Source organism: Nocardia jiangsuensis (assembly GCF_042650385.1).
In the GTDB taxonomy this organism is placed as follows: domain Bacteria; phylum Actinomycetota; class Actinomycetes; order Mycobacteriales; family Mycobacteriaceae; genus Nocardia; species Nocardia jiangsuensis.
On sequence record NZ_JBHSAX010000022.1, the window covers coordinates 15932 to 36904 of the forward strand.

A 20973-nucleotide genomic window follows, 5' to 3' on the forward strand; every position below is an offset into this window, starting at 1 on the left:
GAATAGGGGTTCCGGAATAATTGCGTTGTCCCCCCAACGCGGAATTCGTACCGTCGGTCGCATGGATCCGATCACCGAGGGCGAGATCCGCTCGTCGTTCGTCAACTGTTCCAAGGGCGAGGCCAAGCGGCTGCCGGTCCCCCGCGACCTGGCCGAGCGGCCCTGGGACGACCTCGACTTCCTCGGCTGGAGCGACCGTTCGCTGCCCGGCCGCTGCTACCTGGTCGCGCCCGGCGCCGACGGCCCGATCGGGGTGGCGCTGCGCTACGAGACCGGCGGCTCCGGGCGGGCCCAGATGTGCACCATCTGCCTGACCACGCACACCGGCGGCGGCGTCTCGCTGCTCACCGCGCACAAGGCGGGCGAGGCCGGGCGGCGCGGCGACTCGGTCGGCACCCTCATGTGCACCGACCTGGCCTGCTCGCTCTACGCCCGCGGCCGCAGACGCCCCGCGCTCGGCAACCGCTACCGCGAGAACCTGAGCACCGAGGAGAAGGTCGAGCGGGTGCGGGAGAACCTGCGCGCCTTCCTCGACCGGCTGCACCGCTGAGCGCTGCAACCCGGCAACCACGGGGTTACGATCCTCGGCATGGCCATCTTCTCGCCCGGGTTCCGGGGCCGGGCCCGCGGGGCCGACGACCGGCTGCCGCCGGGGCAGTACCTGACCGAGGACTTCCCGGTGCTCTCCGCCGGCCCGACGCCGCGGATCGCCCCGGAGCGCTGGAGCTTCACCGTCACCGACGAGACCGGCGCCGAGACCACCTGGAGCCGCGCGGAGTTCCTGGCGCTGCCGCAGGAGCAGCCGCACGTCGACATCCACTGCGTGACCCGCTGGAGCAAGCTCGACACCGACTGGACCGGCGTCTCGCTGGACACCCTGCTCGGCGCGGTCGAGACCCAGGCCGAGTACGCGCTGGTGTACAGCTACGGCGGGTACACCACCAACCTCCCGCTGGACGACCTGCTCGACGGCAAGGCCTGGGTGGCGCACCGCTACGGCGGCGCCGAGCTCGACCCCGAGCACGGCGGCCCGGCCCGGCTGCTCGTCCCGCACCTCTACTTCTGGAAGTCGGCCAAGTGGGTGCGCGGCATCCGGCTGCTGGACCGCGACGAGCAGGGCTTCTGGGAGGCCGCCGGCTACCACGACTACGGAGATCCATGGCGCGAGCAGCGGTACCGGGACGACTGACCGCGGCCCGCGGCTGGCGCCCCGCCGAACTGGCGGGCGAGCGGTTCGAGACGCCGACCGCCCGCACCCTGCTGCTGCGGGTCGCGGACTGGCCCGGGCACCTGCCCGGCCAGCACGTCGATGTCCGGCTCACCGCGCCGGACGGCTACCGGGCGGTGCGCAGCTACTCCCTGGCCGCGCCCGCCGACGGCGACATCGTCGAGCTCACCGTGCAGCGGGTGCCGGACGGCGAGGTCTCCGGCTACCTGGTGGACGAGCTGCCGGTCGGCGCGAGCGTGGAGCTGCGCGGCCCGGTCGGCGGCTGGTTCGTCTGGGATCCGGCCACCGGCGGCCCGGCGATGCTGGTCGCGGGCGGCTCCGGGGTGGTGCCGATCATGGCCATGCTGCGGGCGCGGCGCGCGGCGAACGCGGCGGTCCCGGTGCGGGCGCTGTACGCGCTGCGCACCCCGGCGCAGCGCTACTACGGCCCGGAGTTGGACGCCGACGGCGTCTTCGTCGCCTACACCAGGCGGGTGCCGGAGGGCTACCCCCGCGACCCCGGCAGGCTCACCGCCGCCGAGCTGACCGAGCACGGGCTGGCCCCCGCGCCGGACGTCACCTGCTACGTCTGCGGGCCGACCGGCTTCGTCGAGGCCACCGCGGCGCAGCTCGTCGAGCTCGGGCACGATCCGGCCCTGATCCGCACCGAACGCTTCGGCCCGGCCGGGAGGTAGTCGATGAGCACGCACCTGGACGGAAATGCCCTGGCCGGGCCGCTGGCCGAGATCTTCGCGGCCGAGGTCACGGCCTGCGCCTGCCGCTGCGGAGCCTGCGGTGGGGCGGGGCCGATCGGCGCGGCCCCCGCTTACCTGCGCGGCCCCGGCGCGGTACTGCGCTGCGCCTCCTGCGCGGCGGTGCTGCTGGTGCTCACCGAGACCCCGGCCGGGCACCGGCTGCGCCTCGGCGACGGCGTGAGCCTGATCCTCCCCGAACTGGACACCTGAACGGAGGACTGTCCATAGGATGGCCGGGTGAAAGTACACCTGCAGGTCGACGGCGCACCCGGCCGGGCCGCCGGCCATGCCCGGGAACTGGCCGAGACCGGAGCCGACGGCCTGTTCACCTTCGAGGGCCCGCACGACGTCTTCTTCCCGCTGGTGGTCGCCGCGGGGGCGGGGCAGCTCGAGCTCATGACCAATGTCGCCATCGCCGGGCCGCGCAGCCCGCTGCACCTGGCGCACGCCGCGCACGACCTGCAGAGCTACAGCGCGGGGCGATTCCGGCTCGGGCTCGGCTCGCAGATCCGGGTGCACATCGAGAAGCGGTACGGCAGCACGTGGGGCAAACCGGCCGCGCGCACCGCCGAGACGGTGGCGGCGGTGAAGGCCATCCTGGACGCCTGGGAGGGCAAGGCGCCGCTGAACTTCCGCGGTGAGTTCAGCACGCACACGCTCATGCCGCCGAACTTCGACCCCGGACCGAACCCGTTCGGGCCGCCGCCGGTGCTCATGGGCGCGCTCGGCCCGGTGATGACCCGCAAGGCCGCCGAGGTGGCGGACGGGCTGCTGGTCATGCCGTTCAACACCGACCGGCACCTGGCCGAGCGCACCGCACCCGCCATCGCCGAAGGGCTGCGCCGCTCCGGCCGCAGCGCCGCCGACTTCCCGGTGATCGGGCAGGTCATGGTTGCGGTGGGGCGCACAGAGGCGGAGCTGGCGGCGGCGCTCGCCGGGGTCGGCATGCTGATCTCCTTCTACGGCTCCACCCCCGCCTACCGCCCGGTCCTGGAGGCGGAGGGGTGGGGTGAGGTGCAGCCGAAGCTGAACCAGCTCTCCAAGACCGGCGGCTACGCCGAGATGCGCGCGCTGGTCACCGAGGAGATGGTGCGGCGCATCGGCATCGTCGGCACGCCCGCGGAGTGCGCCGCGCGGATCCGCGCCCGGTTCGGGGCCCATGTCGGCGAGGTCTGCTGCTACTTCCCGGGTTACACCCCCGACCCCGAGGCCGTCGCGGAGCTGGTGACCGCGCTGCACGCCGCCTGAAACACGGCCCCGGGCGCCCGGTGCCCCGGATCAGGCCAGGGGTGCCCGATCCGGGGCGAGCAGGGCCGGGTTGTAGCCGCTGTCCCGCAGCGCCTCGAAGGCGCGCTCCCGATTGCGCGGGCTGCGGAACTCGGCGTGCACCGTCTTGCGCTCCAGGTCGATGTCGTGCACGGCGATGTCCATCGAGGTGAGCACGGCGGTGATGGTGCGGACGCAGTGCTTGCAGTTCATGTCCGGCACCGTGACCAGCCCGTCCGGCCCGTCCTCGGCGTCGGCAGGGGGAGCGGGCACCGCATCGATCCGCCGCACCGCGGCCGCGAACGCCTCGACGAACCGCTCCGCCACCAGGCCGTGCAGCCGCAGCGGGCTGCCGTCCACCCGCTGCCAGCTCGTGGCCGGGCAGACCGGCCGCTCGGCGGGGCCGAGCAGCGCGTACTGCCGGGAGACGAGGTCCAGCTCGTCGTGGTATCTCGCGATGGCCTGCTCGGTGCCGAGCCCCTCCGCGGTACGGGCCCGGTGCATGACCGCGCGCGCCTCGGCGAGCGTCGCGTTCTTCATGGCGTGCAGCGTCGCCACCGAATCGGGGGTGTAGCGCAGCCGCTCGCCGGTGCCGTCGAACGCCACCGGGATCATGCCGCGGCGATGCGTCGAGGCCTGCAGCTCCCAGAACCAGCGCGTCGCCACCGCGCCGAAGATCCCCGAGTCCCGCAGCGCCCGCGCGAAATCCGCCGGGTCACGGTACGGGGTGCGGTGCGCGAGCAGCGCGTGCTGGGTGAGCGCCCGCGCGGCCGCCTCCACCCCGACCCGGACGATCTCCAGCGGCTCCTGATCGGTGGTCGTCCCGGCCAGCACCGCGCGGGCGGGCTCGTCCAGGGCGCGCACCCGGCCCAGGAACTCCGCGTCGGTGCGCAGCGCCCGCCAGAGCTCGAGGAACGCGGAGCGGGCGGCGATCGGCACGATCGGGCCTGGCCCGTCGGCGTGGAAGTGTCCGGTGTTGGTGATGCCGTCCTCGTCCACCCAGGTGAGCCGGTGCGTCGCCGAGGTCACCAGCTCCGGCGGGCAGGGCCGCATGAAGCGTTCGAGGTAGAGCCGCTGCGAGAGCGTCAGGTGATGGCCCGGTTCGGGGGTGAGCGGCACCGCGAGGTAGTGCGCGGTGAACGGCTCGCGCCCCGGCCCGGCCGCGGCGAGCAGCCCGGGGTGGGCGAGCGAGCCGAGCACGCGGGCGAGGGCGGCACGGTCGTAACGCGGTTCCACGGGGACCTCCCGACTGCGTCCGGCGCACGACGACGCGGCGTCGTGCCCGCACGCGTAGTGCTGGCGCGGTGTCCGGCCCCCGGCCAGAATAGCGGCGCACGCCGCGCGGACCGACGAGTTCCGGCGACTCGGCCCGTCGGTACCGACGACGTCGAGGTGAGGAGCCGGGAATGCGAATCGTGCGCGAGGGGATCGGATTCGGGGAGTCGCTGCGCTGGCACGGCGGAAGGCCATGGGTGGCGGACTGGGCCGCCGGGCAGGTGCTCGCGCTGGACGACGCGGGCGGCGCGGAGGTGATCGCCGAGGTCAGGTCCTTCCCGCTCTGCTTCGACTTCCTGCCGGACGGCAGGCTGCTGCTGCTCGACAGCGCCGGGCGCCTGGTGCTGCGCCGCGAACCCGACGGCACCCTCGCCACCCACGCCGACCTGGCCGAATTCGGCACCACCCCGTGGAACGAGATCGTGGTGGACGCGGCGGGCCGCGCCTACCTGAACAACATCGGCTTCGACTTCCCCGGCGGCGAATTCGCCCCCGGCTTCCTGGTCCTGGTCGACACCGACGGCACCGCGCGCCGGGTCGCCGGTGACGTCGCCTTCCCGAACGGCATGGCCATCCTGCCCGGCGGCGCGACCCTGATCCTGGCCGAGTCCTACGCCGAGCGGCTGACCGCTTTCGCCGTGCACCCGGACGGCACGCTCGGCGCGGCAGCGGAGTGGGCCGCCACCCCCGGCGACCACCCGGACGGCATCTGCGCCGACGCCGACGGCGCGGTCTGGTACGCCGATGTCGGCACGTCCCGCTGCGTCCGGGTGCGCGCGGGCGGGGAGCGCTGCGGCACCGTGGAATTCGATCGCGCCGCCTTCTCCTGCACGCTGAGCAGGGGTGCGAATCCGCAGCTCTACCTGGTCGGCCAGCGGTGGGGCGACGAGCAGGGCTGGCCATCGGGCGTGGTGGCCGCGGTGCCCGCTCCCGCGCCCGGCGCCGGGTGGCCGTAACCCGTTCGCGGGCAGCGGCGCCCGTTTCGGCGCCGCACGGCCGGGTAACTCGCCGAACGACCACACCGCACTGATGAGAAGGCGCCATGGCTATCACCAACACCTCGACGGGCTCCGCTAGCCGGATCGCCCAGAACAGCACGTTCGAGCGCGTAGCCCGCGCCGGATACGTGATGAGCGGAATCGTCCACCTGCTCGTCGGCTACATCGCCCTGCGCGTCGCCTTCGGCGGCGGCGGCACCGCCGACCAGTCCGGGGCCATGGCCGAGATCGCCGCCGCGCCCGGCGGGAAGTTCGTGCTCTGGTTCGCCGTGGTCGCCTTCGTGCTGATGGCGCTGTGGCGGCTGGCCGAGGCGGCCTTCGGCAGCGCCAACAAGCCGGACAAGAACAGCAGGGAGGGCGAGGCGTTCCGCCGGGTCAAGGCGCTCGGCACCGCCGTGATCTACCTCGGGCTCGCGCTCACCGCCTTCTCCTTCGCCAAGGGCGGCGGCAGCTCGAGCAGCGGTCAGAACAAGGGCACCACCGCCAAGCTGATGGAGAGCACCGGAGGCAAGGCGCTGCTGATCATCGCGGCGCTGGTCGTGCTCGGTGTCGGCGCCTACTACGTGTACAAGGGCGTCACCAAGAAGTTCCTGGAGGACCTGGACACCAACAGCCAGCTGGCCAAGCGCCTCGGCACCACCGGCTACATCGCCAAGGGGATCGCCATCGCCGTCATCGGCGGCCTGATCGCCTGGGCCGTGTTCGACCACGACCCGAGCAAGGCCTCCGGTCTGGACGGCGCCTTCAAGACCCTCGGCGCCCAGCCCTTCGGGCAGGTGCTGCTGGTGCTCGCCGCGCTCGGGATCGCCGTCTACGGCCTGTTCAACTTCTTCCAGGCGAAGCACGCCAAGATGTGACGTACCGGTTCACCCGGTCGGCCAGCTCGCGCGGACGGCTCAGCATCACCCCGTGACTTCCATCGATTTCATCGGGGTCGATGCCGAGCCGTTCGCGCACGACTGTGCGCACGAAGTCCGCCGGGAAGAACCGGTCGTCGCGGCAGAGCAGGAACCGGGTCGGCACGTCCGGCCAGGCGTCCAGCGGAACCGGGACGTCACCGTCCTCCACCTGCTCCCGGCCGCGCGCCAGCTCCTCGGCCGCCAGCTCGGCGGGCACGTCGTGCAGGAACGCCGCGACCATCTGCTCCTCGGTCTCCATCGGCAGCTCCAGGCCGAGCGCGTCGTAGCCGCTCTTCGACCACCATTCGTTCGGCGCCTCGCCCGGCGCCGGGATCATGGCGCTCACCAGGATCAGCTGCTCAACCGGGCGCCGCGCCGCGAGCACCGGCGCCACCAGCCCGCCGTACGAGTGCGCCACGACCACCACCCGCTCCGCGTCGCCGAGCTCGGCGGCCAGGAAGTCCGCGTACTCCGCGATCCCGGTCTCCGGGTCCTCGATCGGCAGATCCGGCGCCAGCACCTCGTACCCGTACTCCCGTAGCAGCGGCGCGACCAGGTGCCAGTCCCAGCCGCTGGCTCCGCCGCCGTGGATCAGCAGGACGGTGATGGGGGAATCGGTCATGGTTCGAAAGCCTAGACGCCGGGGTTGTCGGACGCCGATGGCAGGATTCCCGGTCATGACCGCCTCGGGGGACGATGTCCGCGCCTACGCCCTGTCACTGCCGGAGACCGCCGAGGAGTTCCTGTGGCAGATGCCGATCTTCCGGGTGGGGCGCTCGCTCTTCCTGACGCTGCCCGACGACGAGACCTCGATGGCGGTGCGCTGCCCGATCGTCGACCGGGACGAGCTGGTCGCCGCGGAGCCGGAGAAGTTCTGGATCGCCTCGCACGAGGCGGGGAACGCCTGGGTCCGGGTGCGGCTCGCGGCCCTGGACGACCGGGATGAGCTGTGCGCCATCGTGCTCGACTCCTGGCGGCTGGCCGCGCCGAAGCGGTTGCTCGAAACCTGAGCAACCGACCGGACAGCCCCCGGAGCCCTCCCGATACTGGCAGTTCGCGCCGGGTTTGCTCGCCGGAAGCCGCTCTGCCCGAACGTGAGTTGTCCCGGGGGCGCGGGGCGAGAATCGTCGGAGGCATGCATTCCGATGACTACGCCCAGTTCCTGCCCCCGGAGTACCGGGAGCGGGCCCGCGTCGCCCCGGTCTCGACCTGGTGGCAGTGGCGCGGCCGTCGGGTGCACATCGCGCGTGCGGAGCTACCGGAGGCCGGTGTGCGCGTACTGGTACTGCACGGCGGCGGCGGGCACAGCGGCGCGCTCTGGCCGCTGGCCGCCGCGGTCGCGCCGGACGGCGTCGAGCTGCTCGCCGTGGATCTGCCGCTCTACGGCGAAACCGTCGAGCCGGACCCGCGCTCGGTGCGGTACGGCGACTGGGTCGAGCTCGTCTGCGACCTGGTGCGGGCCGAGGCCGCGCGCGACCCGCGGCCGCTGGTGCTGTTCGGGGCGAGCATGGGCGGGATGCTCGCCTACGAGGCGGCGACCCGCACCGGCGCGGCCGCGCACGTGCTCGCCACCTGCCTGCTCGACCCCGCCGACCCGGCCGCGCGCCGCGCCGCGGCCCGCACCCCGGCGGCCGCGCGGCTGGCGCCAGGGCTGGCCGCGCTCGAACCGGTGCTCGGCGGCGTGATGATGCCGATGCGGCTGCTCGGCGATCTCGGGCGGATGAGCGCGAACCCGGAGCTGACCCGATTCTGCGCCCGCGACCCGCGCGGCGGCGGGGCGCGGGTGCCGCTCGGCTTCATGGCCAGCTTCCTGACCTTCGAGCACACCGCGCCCACCCGCTACACCGGCCCGCCGGTGACGCTGGTGCACCCGGCCGACGACGCCTGGACCCCGCCCGCGCTGAGCCTGCGGGTGCTGGAGCGGATCGCCGCGCGCACCGAGGTGGTCCTGCTCGAGGGCTGCGGGCACTTCCCGGTGGAGCAGCCGGGGCTGGATCAGCTCGCCGCCGTCTTGCTGCGGCTGCGCGACACCGTTCCGCCGGTGCGCCGGAGCGTCGGCGAGACCAGTTGATCGGTGCCGGTCGACACCCGGTGCGTGCGGTCGTGCCGCCCGGGGTGGTCGCCGCACCGGTTGGCTGCGCGGGGTCGTGGGCCCAAATCAGCGCCGCAGCCTGCGGTCGGCGGTGCGCAGCACCAGCTCGAAGCCGCTTCGCACGATCGGTGTCCAGACCCGGGTGAGCAGCCCGGCCGCGATCGGCGTCGCCACCGCGAACTCCGAGTGCCAGCGCACCCGCGTTCCGCCCGGCACCTGCTCGCAGGTGATGCTTCCGGCCTCGTGCCGCAGCGGGGGGACCGCCCGGACGATCCGGTACTCCATCCGGTGCGGTGGCTCGTACCCGGTGACCAGCTCGGTCAGTGCCAGCGCCGCCGTCACCACCTGCCGGACCGCCCCGGCGCCCTGCGGCACCGAGGCTCCGGGGGTCACCAGCCGGGCGCGGAGCACGCCGGGCACCGATCGATAGTTCGCCGAGTCGGTGAGGAAGCCGAAGACCTCCGCGATCGGGGCCGCGATCACCCGCTCCACCTCGACCGTGCGCAGCGCGGTCATCGCGCCCGGATCCGGCGGGCGGATCGGTCCGTCTCCGGCAGAACAGCGAGCTGCACCATACCGCTCCCTCCACTCGAAATGCGCTCGCAAAAATGCGAACCCCAGCTAACTTAATGGTTTCCGTGCGCCGGTGGAGGCGAAATTCGCGCGTTGTTTCTGATCGATATGGACCACGGGGTCTTGGAATCGGCGGTAACATCGCCGTCTGAATCGTGTGGTGTGCCCTGATCCGGGCCACCGGGAGCAGGGAGGTTCTCGTGGGCGTCGAGGTCAGGACCGAAGGGGTCACCAAATCGTTCGGCTCGCAGCGGATCTGGCAGGACGTGTCGCTGACGCTGCCGTCCGGCGAGGTCAGTGCGCTGCTCGGCCCGTCCGGGACGGGCAAGTCGGTGTTCCTGAAGTCGCTGATCGGGCTGCTGCGTCCCGAGCGCGGCTCCATCTACATCGACGGTGTCGACATCACGACGTGTTCGAACAAGCAGCTCTACGACATTCGCAAGCTCTTCGGGGTGCTGTTCCAGGACGGTGCGCTGTTCGGGTCCATGACGCTGTTCGACAACGTCGCCTTCCCCCTGCGTGAGCACACGAAGAAGTCGGAGTCCGAGATCCGGCAGATCGTGATGGAGAAGCTGGAGCTGACCGGTCTGATCGGGGCCGAGGGCAAGCTGCCCGGTGAGATCTCCGGTGGTATGCGCAAGCGTGCCGGGCTGGCTCGCGCGCTGGTGCTGGATCCGCAGATCATCCTGGTCGACGAGCCGGACTCGGGGCTGGATCCGGTGCGCACCTCGTATCTGTCGCAGCTGCTGATCGATATCAACGCTCAGATCGACGCGACGATTCTGATCGTCACGCACAACATCAACCTCGCGCGGACGGTTCCGGACAATATCGGGATGCTGTTCCGGCGCCAGCTGGTGATGTTCGGCCCGCGCGAAGTGCTGCTCACCTCCGACGAGCCGGTGGTGAAGCAGTTCCTCAACGGCCGCATCATCGGGCCGATCGGCATGTCCGAGGAGAAGGACGAGACCCAGATGGCGCGCGAGCAGGCCATGGTCGACGCCGGGCACCACCACGGCGGTGCCGAGGAGGTCGAGGGGATCGCCCCGCAGATGCGGGCCACCCCCGGCATGCCGGTGCGCCAGGGCATGCTGCGCCGCAGGCAGCGGGTCCAGGAGATCCTGCACACCCTGCCGCCGAACGCGCAGACCGCGATCCGCAACTCCTTCGAGGACGGCGAGCGCACCGAGGTGATCGACCAGTACCCAGCGACGGCGCAGAGCCGCTACTGATCCGCTCTGCGTTGTGTGGTCTTCGTGACGCCGCAACGCGGTCGCGGCGGGTATACCGCCTGAGGAGTAGGACCCGCCCGACAGGAGAAGCCGATGAGCGCCGTGCGCACCGAGGACCGGACGATACCGGGGCGGCAGGGCGCGATACCGGTCCGCGACTACCTGCCCGCGGAGCCGCGCGCGGGGGCGGCGCCGATGATCTGGCTGCACGGCGGCGGCTTCGTCACCGGTGACCTGGACACCCCGGAGTCGCACCGGGTGGCGCTGCGGCTGGCCGCCGCCGGGCGGCTGGTGCGCGCGGTCGACTATCGGCTCGCGCCCCGGCCCTGGGGGCGGCGCTCGAAGCACACCCCGCCGGGGCACCACTACCCCGCCGCGCTGGACGACGTGGTCGACGCGAGCCGCGCGCTCGCCGCCGAGCACGGGCGGATCGTGCTCGGCGGAGCCAGCGCGGGCGCGTGTCTCGCGGTGACCGCGGCCCAGCGCCTGCCGGGCACGGCCGGGTTGCTGCTCTGTTACGGCCTCTACCACCCGGAACTCCCCGGCTTGCCCGGCTCGGTGCGCAGGCGCACCAGGGGGCTCGCGGGGTACCGCCAGTTCACCCCGGCGGCGGTGTACAAGATGAACGTCAACTACGTGGGCCACGAGGAGCTGCTCACCGGCGGCGCCTTCCCCGCCGGGACCGAGCTGACCGGCCTGCCGCCCACCCTGATGCTGGACGCCGACTTCGACACCCTGCGCGCCTCCGGCGAGGCCTTCGCCGCCGAACTCGCCGCCGCAGGCGTCCCGGTGGCGCACGCCGTCGTCCCGCACTCCTGGCACGGCTACCTGAACCGGCACCGCCTCAACGGCTTCCGCTTCGCCCTCACCGCCATGAACGGCTGGCTCACCAAGCGCGACGCCGCCATCGCCCGCACCCCCTGAGCCGCGGGTCAGCGACCGGCGGCGGCCAGCCCGCGCCGCACCGCCTCGGCCACCGGAGCGGGCTGGTCGCCGTCGAGGTCGAGCCCGCCGACCGGCTCCAGCGGCGGCTGCGCCAGGAACCGCGGTACCCGGCCCCGGTGCGCCTGCGCGGTGTGTACCAGAAACGGGTGGCACAGGAAGACGTCGCCGATCCGGCCGGTCGCCGCGACCACCCCGCACCCGTCGGTGGCGGGCACGACCTCGGCGCAGACCTCCATCCAGTCCCGCCCCTCCGGTCCCGAACCGCGGAGCAGGGGCGGCACGGCGAGGTGCGACCCCACCCGGAGCAGCGTCGGCGCGTCGTCCGCCCCGACATCGGAGAACAGGAACAGCATCAGCAGCGCCCGCCCGCGCGAGCGCAGATCGACCCGGGGCCCGCCGCCGGCCCCGGTGAACGACGCCTCCACGTGCCACCCCGCCGCCTCCGGCGGCTCGGAGCTGGGGAAACGCAGCGGGAAGGTGCCGAGCCCGAGCCGCGGCCGCCAGCGGCCCGCGCCCACCAGCCGGTCGTACGCCGCCACCAGCACGTCGGTGCCCGCCGCCGCGGTGAACGGCGGCGAGCTCAGCCCGGGCACCCAGATCAGCGGGCGGGTCCAGGCCGCCGGATCGGCGGCGTCGAGGCCGATGTGCGCCCAGAGTTCGGCCGCGCAGCGCAGCCCGAGATCACGATCGAAGGCGCCTTCGACGCGCACGAACCCATCGGTGATGAAGCGCTCGACCGCCGCGTCGTCCATGGGCGGTGAGAATGCCACCCGGGGACGGCCACCTCAACCGAATTCCGGCCCGCCCCCGGGAGCTCCGGGGGCGGGCCGGGTTCAGCCCAGTTCCGCGGCCCGCGCCCAGACCCGGTGCTCGGGCAGTGCGGCGGCGAGCACCTCGAACCCGGCGGTGAGCCCGGGGGCGGCGTCGACGCCGGCCGAGCCGGTGTCGATCCCGGCGCGGGCGAGCGCCCCGGCACCGCGCTCGGTGTAGGCGATGCCCTTGAGGTGCCGGTGCGCCTCCTGCAGCAGCACCCCGAGCTTCGGGTGCGCGGGCGCGGCGGCGATCAGCAGGGCGTCGAACTCGATCGAGCGCGCGGTGTCCAGCGTGCGCGAGATCGGCACCGGACCGAACTCGCCGCCGTGCGGGCCGATCACCAGCGGCGTCACCCCGGCCGCGAAGGCCGCCGCGACGGCGTCGGCCAGCTCGCCGGTGTCGGTGTCGTCGTCGGCGACGATCCCGACCAGCCTGCCGTCCACCGGCCAGGTAGCGCCGAGCTGGGAGAGCGCGGGCGAGGGCGTCACCTCGGCGAGCTCGGGCGCGGGGCCGTCGAGCGTGAGCCCGAGGTTGCCGGCGACGATGCTCGCCAGCTCCTCGTCGATGTGCCGCAGCACGGCGAGCGTGCGCTGCTTGATCGCCTTCTCGTACACCTTGCCCAGCTCGAAGGAGTACGCCTCGGCCACGTGCGCCCGCTCGATCTCGGTGAGGCTGGTGTAGAACAGCCGGGCCCCGCTGAAGTGGTCGTCGAAGCTCGCGGGTGCCTCGCGGACCTTGTTCCCGACCACCATCTCCGGGAACTCGATCAGCGCCTCGGCCGGGTTCGCGGTGAACGGGCAGCCGCCGTCCAGGCTGTTCGGCCGGTACGGCGCGACGCCGGTGTGCACGGCGGTCTGGTGCATGCCGTCGCGCAGCATGTCGTTGACCGGGGCGTGCGGCCGGTTGATCGGCAGCTGCCCGAAGTTCGGCCCGCCCAGCCGGGTGAGCTGGGTGTCGAGGTAGGAGAAGAGCCTGCCCTGCAGCAGCGGGTCGTTGCTGACGTCGATGCCGCGCACCAGGTGGCCGGGGTGGAAGGCCACCTGCTCGGTCTCGGCGAAGTAGTTGCGCGGGTTGGCGTTCAGCGTCATGGTGCCGATGATCCGCACCGGCGCCAGCTCCTCCGGCACGAACTTGGTGGGATCGAGCAGGTCGAAGCCCTCGAAGGTCTGCTCCTCGGTGTCCGGGAAGACCTGCACGCCCAGATCCCACTCCGGGAAGGCGCCCGCCTCGATGGCGTCGGCCAGGTCGCGGCGGTGCAGGTCGGGGTCGACGCCCGCGGCGATCTGTGCCTCCTCCCAGACCAGCGAGTGCACCCCGAGCCGCGGCTTCCAGTGGAACTTCACCAGCGACGAGCGGCCGTCGGCGTCGATCAGCCGGAAGGTGTGCACCCCGAACCCCTCCATGGTCCGGTAGGAGCGCGGGATGCCGCGGTCGGACATGTTCCACAGGGTGTGCGCGGTCGCCTCGGTGTGCAGCGAGGCGAAATCCCAGAAGGTGTCGTGCGCGCTCTGCGCCTGCGGGATCTCCCGGTCCGGGTGCGGCTTGGCGGCGTGCACCACATCCGGGAACTTGATGGCGTCCTGGATGAAGAAGACCGGGATGTTGTTGCCGACCAGGTCCCAGACGCCGTCGGCGGTGTAGAACTTGACGGCGAAGCCGCGGGTGTCGCGCACGGTGTCGGCCGAGCCGCGGGAGCCGAGCACGGTGGAGAAGCGCACGAAGACCGGGGTCTCGACGCCCTGGGCGAAGAGCCCGGCGCAGCTGATCTCGGTGGCCGCGCCGTTGCCGACGAAGACGCCGTGCGCGGCGGCGCCGCGGGCGTGCACCGCCCGCTCCGGGATCCGCTCGTGGTCGAAGTGGGTGATCTTCTCGCGCAGGTGGTGGTCCTGCAGCAGCACCGGGCCGCGCGGCCCGGCCTTGAGCGAGTGGTCGGTGTCGCGGAGCTTGCCGCCCTGCGCGGTGGTCAGGGTGGCGCCCTGCTGATTCCGCACGCCCGGCTCGCCGCCGGTGGGGGAGACCGGGGCCGGGCCGCGCTGGTCGGCCTTGGGCGGGAGTGGTTCGCGCGGGGTGGTCGGCTCGTCGAGCGGGGCGGGTTCGGTGCCCGGCACGCCGGGCGGTTGCGGGGTTTCCGGCATTGCGGAAGGACCTCCTCGATCGGGGCTGGCGGGAGACCGGATCGTGCTACCCGGCACCCCGGCTCCGAAACGCCGCCCCGGTCAGCCCCGCTGATGCACCGTCAGCAGCACGTGGTCGAAGACCGTTCGCAGCCGGGCGGGCACATCGACGCCGTCGGCCACCGCCGCGCAGAGCAGCTCGGCGAAGCGGGCCGGCGCCAGCCCGTGCTCGGCGGCGCGGGTGCGCAGCAGTTCGTCCGCGCGCCCGGCCGGGATGCCGTAGACCACCATGAGCATCCCCGCGGCCTGCTCGATCGGGCCGCGCAGCCGCGCGTACTCCGGCAGCGCGGCGTCGATCAGCGTCCGATGCTGCGCCAGCACCGGGCCGGTGAGGTCGATGTAGAAACCGGCGAGCCCGGCGGGGCCCGGCTCGGCGATCGCGATCACCACCCGGCCGTTGCCGCCGGCGTCGGTGAGCCGCTGCCGCAGGCAGAACCCGCCGCCGCCGCCGACGGCGGCGAGGAACACCGCGCGATCGTCCGGGTGCTGGTGCGCCGCGAGCAGCTCCGCGGTCGGCACCACCTCGCCGAGTTCGTAGCCGTGCATGGCGGCGGTCTCCGCCGACCACTGCCAGCGCTGCTCGGCGGCCAGGTGGCCGAAGGTGCCGGTGCGCAGCGCGGCGGGGGATCTCCGGCGTCTCATGAGCCAGGGTCGGCGGGGGAGTTGGTCATGGCCGTTTCAGTATCGTCCAGCTGTTCGGCGGGGCTGTGCGCGGGGCGGTGCCGCCGCTCGGCCGCGGCGTGCGCGGCCCGGAGCAGCTCGGGAAGCACGGAAGCCGTTCGGCCGCCGGGGTTCACCACCGCGAGCCAGCCCGCGCCGCCGTAGAGCGGGTGCGCGAAGAGGGTGTCGGTGGCGGCGGGGTCGGGGGCGGGCACCCCGGCGCGCGGCGGGTGCCCGGTGTGCGCGGCGAAGGCCGCCGCGCCCGCGGCGATATTGAGCCGGAAGCGGTCGGGGGCGCGCAGCCGCGAACCGGTATCGCCGGGGTAGTCCTTGGTCACGATGGTGGCGAAGGGCTGGGCGCGGGGGAGTTCGCCGTCCGGGGCGTAGAAGAAGAAGGTGTCGCCCCAGGCGATCTCGGGCACGCCGGGGTCGCCGGGGCGCGGGCACTGTGCGAGCACCCCGTCGAGCGCGGAGACGAGGCGGACGATGTCGTCGATTTCCATGCCTTCGAGCGTTACATTCGAGTGCTTGTGGAGACTTCCGACCGTACGACCGGGGATTCGGGCCACCCGACCCTCCACTACGGCACCGCGCAGCTCGCCCGCCGCGCCCGCTGCTCGGTGCAGCACGTGCGCGACCTGGAGCGCGCGGGGGTGCTCCCGCCCGCCCGGCGCGCGGGCAACGGCTACCGCCGCTACGGCGACACCCACCTGCGCTGCCTGCTCGGCTACCGCGCGCTGGCCGCCGCGATCGGCCCGGCGGCGGCGAAGGAGCTGCTGCGCGCGCTGCACCGCGACCCGCTGGACGCCGTGCTCGCCCGGCTCGACGCCGCGCACGCCGAGCTGCACCGGGAGCGCGCCGAGCTCGCCGAGGCGACCGCGGCGACCGCCGCCGTCGCGGCCGAGCCGGTGCCGGATCCGCGCCCGGCCGACGCCATGGGCATCGCGGAACTCGCTGCGGCGCTCGGTGTCCGGGCCTCGGCGCTGCGGCACTGGGAGGCCGAGGGGCTGATCGGCCCCGGCCGCGACCGCGGCGGCGCCCGCCGCTACACCCCGGGCCAGGTGCGCGACGCCAGGATCGTGCACCAGCTGCGCGCCGCCGGGTACCGGATCGGGGCCGTGCGCGCGGTGCTCGCCGGGCTGCCGCGCGGCGGCACCGCCGCCGTCACCGCGGCGCTGGTCGCCAGGGAGCGCGAGATCGCCGCAAGGTCGCTGGCGCTGCTGAGCGCGACCGCCGCGCTGGCGCCGCTCTGCGGAGCATGACGGATCTCTCACCGCCGGGCGCCGGCGGGCAGGGCATGCTCGATGAGGCGGCGATGTCGAATGAAGGGTGCCCCATGTCCGCGCTTTCCCACGGTCCGGAGCGGCCCGTCCGGTTCGGGTGGATGCGGCCGTGGCATCCGAGCCCGCTGCTGCGCCCGCTGGACCGGATGGAGGCGGTGCTCCGGCTGGCCGTCGTGGTCGCCGTGCTGCTCACCGTTCCGCTGGCCTGGGGGCTCGGTACCGAGGTGTACGCGGCGGACGCGGCCCGCATCCGGGTCGAGCGGGCGACCAGGACTCCCGTGCAGGCCACCGTGGTCACCGAGCCGGTCGAGGTCGCGCCCTACACCGCCCGGGCCACCGTGCGCTGGGACGAGAACGGCAGGGCGGGCAGCGCCGAGACCTCGGTGCCGCAGACCGCGGCGGCGGGCGACCGGATCACGCTCTGGCTCGACCCGGCGAACCGCCCGGTCCTCGCGCCGCGCAGCCCGGACGCCGCCCCGATCGGCGGGATCGGCACCGGGCTGCTCGTCCTCTCCGCCGCCGCCGGGCTCGGCTGGATGCTGGTGCGCGCGATCGCCCTGCTGTTCGACCGGCACCGCTACGCCGCCTGGGGCGCGGCCTGGGAGCGCAGCGCCCCGCGCCGCTACCGCGACCCGCCCGCGGCGGTGTAGCGCAGCCCCCAGCTCCGCTCGGCGCGCGCGCCGGGCGCCAGCCGGACCAGCCCGCGCCCGGAGTTCAGCGCGTCCGGCGGCGCGGTCATCGGCTCCACCGCCACCGCGAGGCCGCGCACGCCGTCACGCGGGAAGATCCGGGGCGTGAAGACCTGGGCGTACCCCCAGCCCGCGCCCTGCAGCAGCTCGACGGCGGCGCCGTCCGGCGCGGTCAGCCGGGCCGCGACGCCGTCCACCGGGACCACGTCGCCGAAGGCGGTGTCCAGATCCAGCTCGCCGACCCGGACGCCGCCGCGCAGGTCGAACGCGGTGCCCGCGACCGGATGCTCGGCCACCGGGTTCATCCGCTCGTCCGCCTCGAAGCGGGTGCCCGCGTGCAGCGTCAGCACCAGCTCCTCGATCGGGTGCGCGCCGACCCGCAGGTACGGGTGCGCGCCGACCGCCCACGGCGCCGCGCGCCCGGAGTGGTTGCGCACGCTGTGGGTGACCGCGAGGCCGTCCGGGCGCAGCGCGTACCGCACGGCGGTGTCGAGCGGGAACGGCCAGCCGTGCTGCGGCGGGATCAGCGCGCCGAGCGTCACCGCGTCGGCGCTCTGCTCGAGCACGGCGTACTCGGTGTTGCGCAGCAGGCCGTGGATGGCGTTGCCGCGGGCCGGTTCGGTGAGGTCGAGCTGCTGCGCGGCGCCGTCCAGGGTCCAGCGGCCGTCGCGCACCCGGTTCGGCCACGGGACGAGCACGAGGCCGCACCCCTGTGGCGGCGGCGCGGTGGCGGGCACCGGTTCGGTGACGGCGACCCGGTCGACGGTCAGCGAGCGGAGCACGGCGGCCACGGTGCCGATCTCGGCGCGCACGCCGCCGGACTCCAGCGTGACCGCCCTTCCGGTGGCGGTGATGGCGGATTCGAGCACGTCGTGAGCCTACGGGGAGAATTGCTGGCTATCGTGGGGCGGTGGCATCCGGAATCGTCAAGCGGCAGGCGCGGCTCGCCGACGGCCGCGAGCTGATCTACTTCGACGACGCCGACACCCGGCTCGGCCCCGAGCGCCGGATCGACACCAGGGCGCTGGAACCGCGCCCCGGCACCGCGGCCATGCGGCTCGACGTGCTCACCGGGGAGTGGATCTCGATCGCCGCGGCCAGGCAGAACCGGGTGGTGCTCCCGCCGTCGGACCGCGACCCGCTCGCCCCGCAGACCCCGCTGAACCCCTCCGAGATCCCGGACCGCTACGACGTCGCCGTCTTCGAGAACCGCTCGCCCGCCTTCGGCCCCGCGCTGCCGCCGCTGGTCACCGGCGCGCCACCCGCACCGACCGGCCTCGCCGACCTGGCCGAGTTCGGCCTCGGCCGGGAGCTGACCGCGGTGGGGCGCTGCGAGGTGGTCTGTTTCAGCCCGGAGCCGACGGGCTCGCTCGGAACGCTCGGCACGAGCCGGGCGCGCACCGTGATCGAGGCGTGGGCCGACCGCACCGCCGCGCTCGCCGCGCTGCCCGGGATCGAGCAGGTCTTCCCGTTCGAGAACCGGGGCGAGGCGATCGGGGTGACGCTGCACCACCCGCACGGCCAGATCTACGCCTACCCCTACGTCACCCCGCGCACCGCCCGCCTGCTCGACGCCGCCGAGCGGCTCGGCCCGGGATTCCTCGGCGACATCCTCGACTTCGAGCGGGCGGGCCCGCGGGTGGTGCTGGCCGGTGCGCACTGGACCGCGTTCGTGCCCTTCGCGGCGCGCTGGCCCATCGAGCTGCACCTGCTCCCGCACCGGCACGTTCCGGATTTCGCAGGCACCGACGAGGCCGAGCGCGCCGAGCTCGCCGAACTGCTGCCGCGGTTGCTGCGCGGCGTCGACGCGCTCTACGGCACCCCGACGCCCTACATCGCGGCCTGGCACCAGGCGCCGGTGCGCGTCGGCCGGGACGCGCTGCGGCTGCACCTGCAGCTCACCTCGCCACGGCGCGGCATCGACACACTCAAGTACCCGGCGGGATCGGAGGCGGCCATGGGCGCGTGGATCGGGGACATCCCGCCGGAGACCGCGGCGGCCCGCATCCGGGAGGCGCTGGCATGAGCGGCTCGGGCCGGGAGGCGGGAGCGGAGCGGGACAGCGACGGCGTATCCCCGGTCGGGCCGGAACTGCGCAGCGGGACCGCGCGGGAGCTGTTCCGTCAGCTGACCGGGGGAGCCGAGGCGGGGGTGTGGTCCGCTCCGGGGCGGGTGAACCTGATCGGCGAGCACACCGACTACAACGAGGGCTTCGTGCTCCCGTTCGCCATCGACCGGCGCACCGAGGTCGCCGCCGCACCGCGCACCGACGGGGTGCTGCGCGTGGTGAGCACCTTCGGCGGAGAGCCCGTCTCGCTCCCGGTGGCCGACCTGGTCCGCGCGCACGCCGGCGGCGAGCTGCGCGGTTGGTCGGCCTACCCGCTCGGCGTCGCCTGGGCACTCGGCGAATTCGGCGCCGACCTGGCTGCCCTTCCCGGCGCCGACCTCGCCATCGACTCCACCGTCCCGGTCGGCGCCGGCCTCTCCTCCTCGGCGGCGATCGAGAGCGCGGTGGCGCTGGCGCTGACCGAGCTGTGGGGTCTCGCGCACTCCAGGGAGACCCTGGCGAAGGTGGGGCAGCGCGCGGAGAACGACGCGGTCGGCGCGCCCACCGGCATCATGGACCAATCCGCCTCGCTGCTCGGGAGACTCGACGCCGCCGTCTTCCTCGACTGCCGCTCGCTCGCCGCCGAGGTGGTCCCGCTCGGCTTCGCCGAGGCCGGGCTGGTGCTGCGCGTCATCGACACCGGCGTCCGGCACGAGCACGCCACCGGCGGCTACCGCGAGCGCCGCGCCTCCTGCGAGGCGGGCGCCGCCGCGCTCGGCGTCCCCGCGCTGCGCGACCTCGAGCCCGGCGACCTGGACCGGGCGCGGAAGCTGCTCGACGACATCACCTTCCGCCGGGTCAGGCACGTGGTCACCGAGGACCGCCGGGTCCTCGACACCGTGCGCACCCTGCGCGCCGACGGCGCCGCCGCCATCGGCCCGCTGCTGGACGCCTCGCACGTCTCCATGCGCGACGACTTCGAGATCTCGGTTCCCGAGCTGGACGTCGCGGTGGAGTCGGCGCGCGCCGCGGGGGCGCTCGGGGCGCGGATGACCGGCGGCGGCTTCGGCGGCGCGGCCATCGCGCTGGCGCCTGCCGACGCTGTCGCGGCGATCTCCGAGGCGGTCGAGCTGGCCTTCGCCGCGCGGGGTTTCGCGCCGCCGACGCAGTTCACCGTCGTCCCGTCGGACGGCGCGCACCGGGACTCGTGAGCCGCGGCCGGTCAGCTCAGCCGCTGTGCGACCCGGCCCGCGCGGCGGGCGCGACCCGGCGCAGCACCGCACCCCCGGCGAGCCCGGCCACGATCAGCCCGATCCCGACCGCCGCCTGCGTGCCGTCGGTGATCAGCCCGGCGACGCCGACGCCGATCAGGTAGGGCGGGAACCAGTCCAGCAGCCGGGCCACCGGCCGCGGCGGCTCGGTCGGCTCGCCCGCCCGCTGCGCCGCCCGGTTCGGTGCGTACTCCGGGTACCACTCGGTGAAGGCGATGGCGAAGAGCGTGAATCCGAGCTGCAGCACCCACCCGGTCCAGAAGTTGTCCGGGTCGTGCTGCACCCCGTCGGCGAGGAAGCCGAGCAGCGCGTTCAGCCCGAAAGACGCGGTCCAGACCCCGGTGATCGCGTAGTTGACGCGCAGGAAGAGCGGTGAGACCCAGTACTCGCGGGGCGTCTGCTCGCGCGCGTACTGCAGCGTGAACGGCACTCGCGCGAGCAGCGAGGAGAGCGCGAAGAGCGCGAGCGCGATGTTCGAGACCTCCCCGGCCCACAGCTCCAGCCACTCGATGGCGCCGGGCGTCGCCAGGATCCCGATCACCGCCAGCGTGCCGAAGAAGGCCAGATCGAAGAGCTCCAGCAACTTCACCGAGGTCCCGTGCCGCCGGGCGGCGACGAAGACGAGCAGCGCGATGCCGAGCGCCGCCGCCACCGCCTCCTCGAAGCGGCCGGGGCCGTTGAACAGCGACATCACGATCCACGGCGCGAGCCCGGCCAGCGGGGATTCGACGAAGCGGTCGATCAGTCCGGAGCCGGAGACGTGCGGACGGTTCACTGCGCCCTCCTCGACGGTC

The 20973-nt window shown here is 73.9% G+C and carries 24 protein-coding genes; 15 read left to right on the plus strand and 9 right to left on the minus strand.

The genetic code is table 11. The features are described from left to right. The first annotated feature begins 61 nt into the window (after positions 1–61). Genes ACFO0B_RS26165 through ACFO0B_RS26185 form a run of 5 tightly spaced genes read left to right on the plus strand, consistent with a single transcriptional unit; the run spans position 62 to position 3210 of the window. Positions 62–550 carry an FBP domain-containing protein gene (locus ACFO0B_RS26165; protein ID WP_378615366.1) on the plus strand — a complete coding sequence of 163 codons (489 nt, stop codon included), beginning with the start codon at positions 62–64 and terminating at the stop codon, positions 548–550. A 39-nt stretch (positions 551–589) separates the two neighbouring features. After that, positions 590–1189: a sulfite oxidase-like oxidoreductase gene (locus ACFO0B_RS26170; RefSeq protein ID WP_378615368.1), complete on the plus strand. Its 600-nt coding sequence runs from the start codon at positions 590–592 to the stop codon at positions 1187–1189. Further along, positions 1159–1902, plus strand: coding sequence for an FAD-binding oxidoreductase (locus ACFO0B_RS26175; RefSeq protein WP_378615370.1), 744 nt, complete (start codon positions 1159–1161; stop codon positions 1900–1902). Before ACFO0B_RS26170 ends, ACFO0B_RS26175 begins: the two co-directional genes overlap by 31 nt. A gap of 3 nt (positions 1903–1905) precedes the next feature. Continuing rightward, the gene (locus ACFO0B_RS26180) at positions 1906–2172 is read left to right on the plus strand and encodes a DUF6510 family protein (RefSeq protein WP_378615371.1); all 267 of its coding nucleotides are present in this window, start codon (positions 1906–1908) and stop codon (positions 2170–2172) included. A 27-nt stretch (positions 2173–2199) separates the two neighbouring features. Then, the gene (locus ACFO0B_RS26185; protein WP_378615373.1) at positions 2200–3210 is read left to right on the plus strand and encodes a TIGR03617 family F420-dependent LLM class oxidoreductase; all 1011 of its coding nucleotides are present in this window, start codon (positions 2200–2202) and stop codon (positions 3208–3210) included. 30 nt (positions 3211–3240) lie between these two features. On the opposite strand, the gene ACFO0B_RS26190 is transcribed toward ACFO0B_RS26185, so the two are convergent. Then, positions 3241–4464 (minus strand): heavy-metal-associated domain-containing protein, encoded by a 1224-nt coding sequence (locus ACFO0B_RS26190; protein WP_378615375.1) that lies wholly within the window; start codon positions 4462–4464, stop codon positions 3241–3243. Positions 4465–4634: 170 nt separating this feature from the next. Between ACFO0B_RS26190 and ACFO0B_RS26195 the strand changes: the two genes are divergently transcribed. Together ACFO0B_RS26195 and ACFO0B_RS26200 are read left to right on the plus strand one after the other, a co-directional pair. After that, complete coding sequence (locus tag ACFO0B_RS26195) at positions 4635–5459, plus strand: SMP-30/gluconolactonase/LRE family protein (RefSeq protein WP_378615377.1); 825 nt, start codon at positions 4635–4637, stop codon at positions 5457–5459. Between the two features lie 86 nt (positions 5460–5545). Then, positions 5546–6358 carry a DUF1206 domain-containing protein gene (locus ACFO0B_RS26200; protein WP_378615379.1) on the plus strand — a complete coding sequence of 271 codons (813 nt, stop codon included), beginning with the start codon at positions 5546–5548 and terminating at the stop codon, positions 6356–6358. On the opposite strand, the gene ACFO0B_RS26205 is transcribed toward ACFO0B_RS26200, so the two are convergent. After that, positions 6324–7022: an alpha/beta fold hydrolase gene (locus ACFO0B_RS26205; protein ID WP_378615381.1), complete on the minus strand. Its 699-nt coding sequence runs from the start codon at positions 7020–7022 to the stop codon at positions 6324–6326. The two genes, ACFO0B_RS26200 and ACFO0B_RS26205, sit on opposite strands and share 35 nt — an antisense overlap. 55 nt (positions 7023–7077) lie before the next feature. Between ACFO0B_RS26205 and ACFO0B_RS26210 the strand changes: the two genes are divergently transcribed. Then, positions 7078–7410 (plus strand): MmcQ/YjbR family DNA-binding protein, encoded by a 333-nt coding sequence (locus tag ACFO0B_RS26210; protein WP_378615383.1) that lies wholly within the window; start codon positions 7078–7080, stop codon positions 7408–7410. A 125-nt stretch (positions 7411–7535) separates the two neighbouring features. After that, a complete protein-coding gene (locus tag ACFO0B_RS26215; RefSeq protein WP_378615385.1) occupies positions 7536–8471 on the plus strand; it encodes an alpha/beta hydrolase in 936 nt (311 codons plus the stop codon). Positions 8472–8558: 87 nt separating this feature from the next. Here ACFO0B_RS26215 and ACFO0B_RS26220 read toward each other — a convergent pair whose 3' ends face one another. After that, positions 8559–9008 (minus strand): SRPBCC family protein, encoded by a 450-nt coding sequence (locus ACFO0B_RS26220; protein ID WP_378615387.1) that lies wholly within the window; start codon positions 9006–9008, stop codon positions 8559–8561. Between the two features lie 257 nt (positions 9009–9265). Between ACFO0B_RS26220 and ACFO0B_RS26225 the strand changes: the two genes are divergently transcribed. After that, on the plus strand, positions 9266–10297 hold the full coding sequence (locus ACFO0B_RS26225) for an ABC transporter ATP-binding protein (protein WP_378615389.1): 1032 nt from the start codon (positions 9266–9268) through the stop codon (positions 10295–10297). Between the two features lie 93 nt (positions 10298–10390). Then, entirely contained in the window at positions 10391–11221 is an 831-nt protein-coding gene (locus tag ACFO0B_RS26230) for an alpha/beta hydrolase (protein ID WP_378615390.1), read from the plus strand. An 8-nt stretch (positions 11222–11229) separates the two neighbouring features. Here the strand turns inward: ACFO0B_RS26230 and ACFO0B_RS26235 are convergent, their stop codons facing one another. The 4 genes from ACFO0B_RS26235 to ACFO0B_RS26250 form a co-directional block, all read right to left on the minus strand. After that, positions 11230–12012: a phytanoyl-CoA dioxygenase gene (locus tag ACFO0B_RS26235; RefSeq protein ID WP_378615392.1), complete on the minus strand. Its 783-nt coding sequence runs from the start codon at positions 12010–12012 to the stop codon at positions 11230–11232. Between the two features lie 63 nt (positions 12013–12075). Then, positions 12076–14190: a catalase gene (locus ACFO0B_RS26240; RefSeq protein ID WP_378615394.1), complete on the minus strand. Its 2115-nt coding sequence runs from the start codon at positions 14188–14190 to the stop codon at positions 12076–12078. Positions 14191–14271: 81 nt separating this feature from the next. Next, entirely contained in the window at positions 14272–14871 is a 600-nt protein-coding gene (locus ACFO0B_RS26245) for an antitermination regulator (protein ID WP_378615396.1), read from the minus strand. Next, on the minus strand, positions 14868–15392 hold the full coding sequence (locus ACFO0B_RS26250) for a DUF6194 family protein (RefSeq protein ID WP_378615398.1): 525 nt from the start codon (positions 15390–15392) through the stop codon (positions 14868–14870). The genes ACFO0B_RS26245 and ACFO0B_RS26250 overlap by 4 nt, the downstream gene beginning before the upstream one ends. A 27-nt stretch (positions 15393–15419) precedes the next feature. On the opposite strand from ACFO0B_RS26250, the gene ACFO0B_RS26255 reads away from it, so the two are divergent. Then, a complete protein-coding gene (locus ACFO0B_RS26255; protein WP_378615400.1) occupies positions 15420–16151 on the plus strand; it encodes a MerR family transcriptional regulator in 732 nt (243 codons plus the stop codon). A 74-nt stretch (positions 16152–16225) separates the two neighbouring features. Then, positions 16226–16822, plus strand: a complete 597-nt coding sequence (locus ACFO0B_RS26260; protein WP_378615402.1) for an Rv1733c family protein — start codon at positions 16226–16228, stop codon at positions 16820–16822. Here the strand turns inward: ACFO0B_RS26260 and ACFO0B_RS26265 are convergent. Next, positions 16795–17730, minus strand: coding sequence for an aldose 1-epimerase family protein (locus tag ACFO0B_RS26265; protein WP_378615404.1), 936 nt, complete (start codon positions 17728–17730; stop codon positions 16795–16797). The genes ACFO0B_RS26260 and ACFO0B_RS26265 overlap by 28 nt on opposite strands. A 41-nt stretch (positions 17731–17771) precedes the next feature. Here ACFO0B_RS26265 and ACFO0B_RS26270 point away from each other — a divergent pair, with 41 nt between their 5' ends. Together ACFO0B_RS26270 and galK are read left to right on the plus strand one after the other, a co-directional pair. Then, positions 17772–18887: a galactose-1-phosphate uridylyltransferase gene (locus ACFO0B_RS26270; protein WP_378615406.1), complete on the plus strand. Its 1116-nt coding sequence runs from the start codon at positions 17772–17774 to the stop codon at positions 18885–18887. Further along, positions 18884–20119, plus strand: coding sequence for a galactokinase (galK, locus tag ACFO0B_RS26275; protein ID WP_378615408.1), 1236 nt, complete (start codon positions 18884–18886; stop codon positions 20117–20119). The genes ACFO0B_RS26270 and galK overlap by 4 nt, the downstream gene beginning before the upstream one ends. Positions 20120–20135: 16 nt before the next feature. On the opposite strand, the gene ACFO0B_RS26280 is transcribed toward galK, so the two are convergent. Further along, the gene (locus ACFO0B_RS26280) at positions 20136–20954 is read right to left on the minus strand and encodes a hypothetical protein (protein WP_378615410.1); all 819 of its coding nucleotides are present in this window, start codon (positions 20952–20954) and stop codon (positions 20136–20138) included. Between the last annotated feature and the right edge of the window lie 19 nt (positions 20955–20973).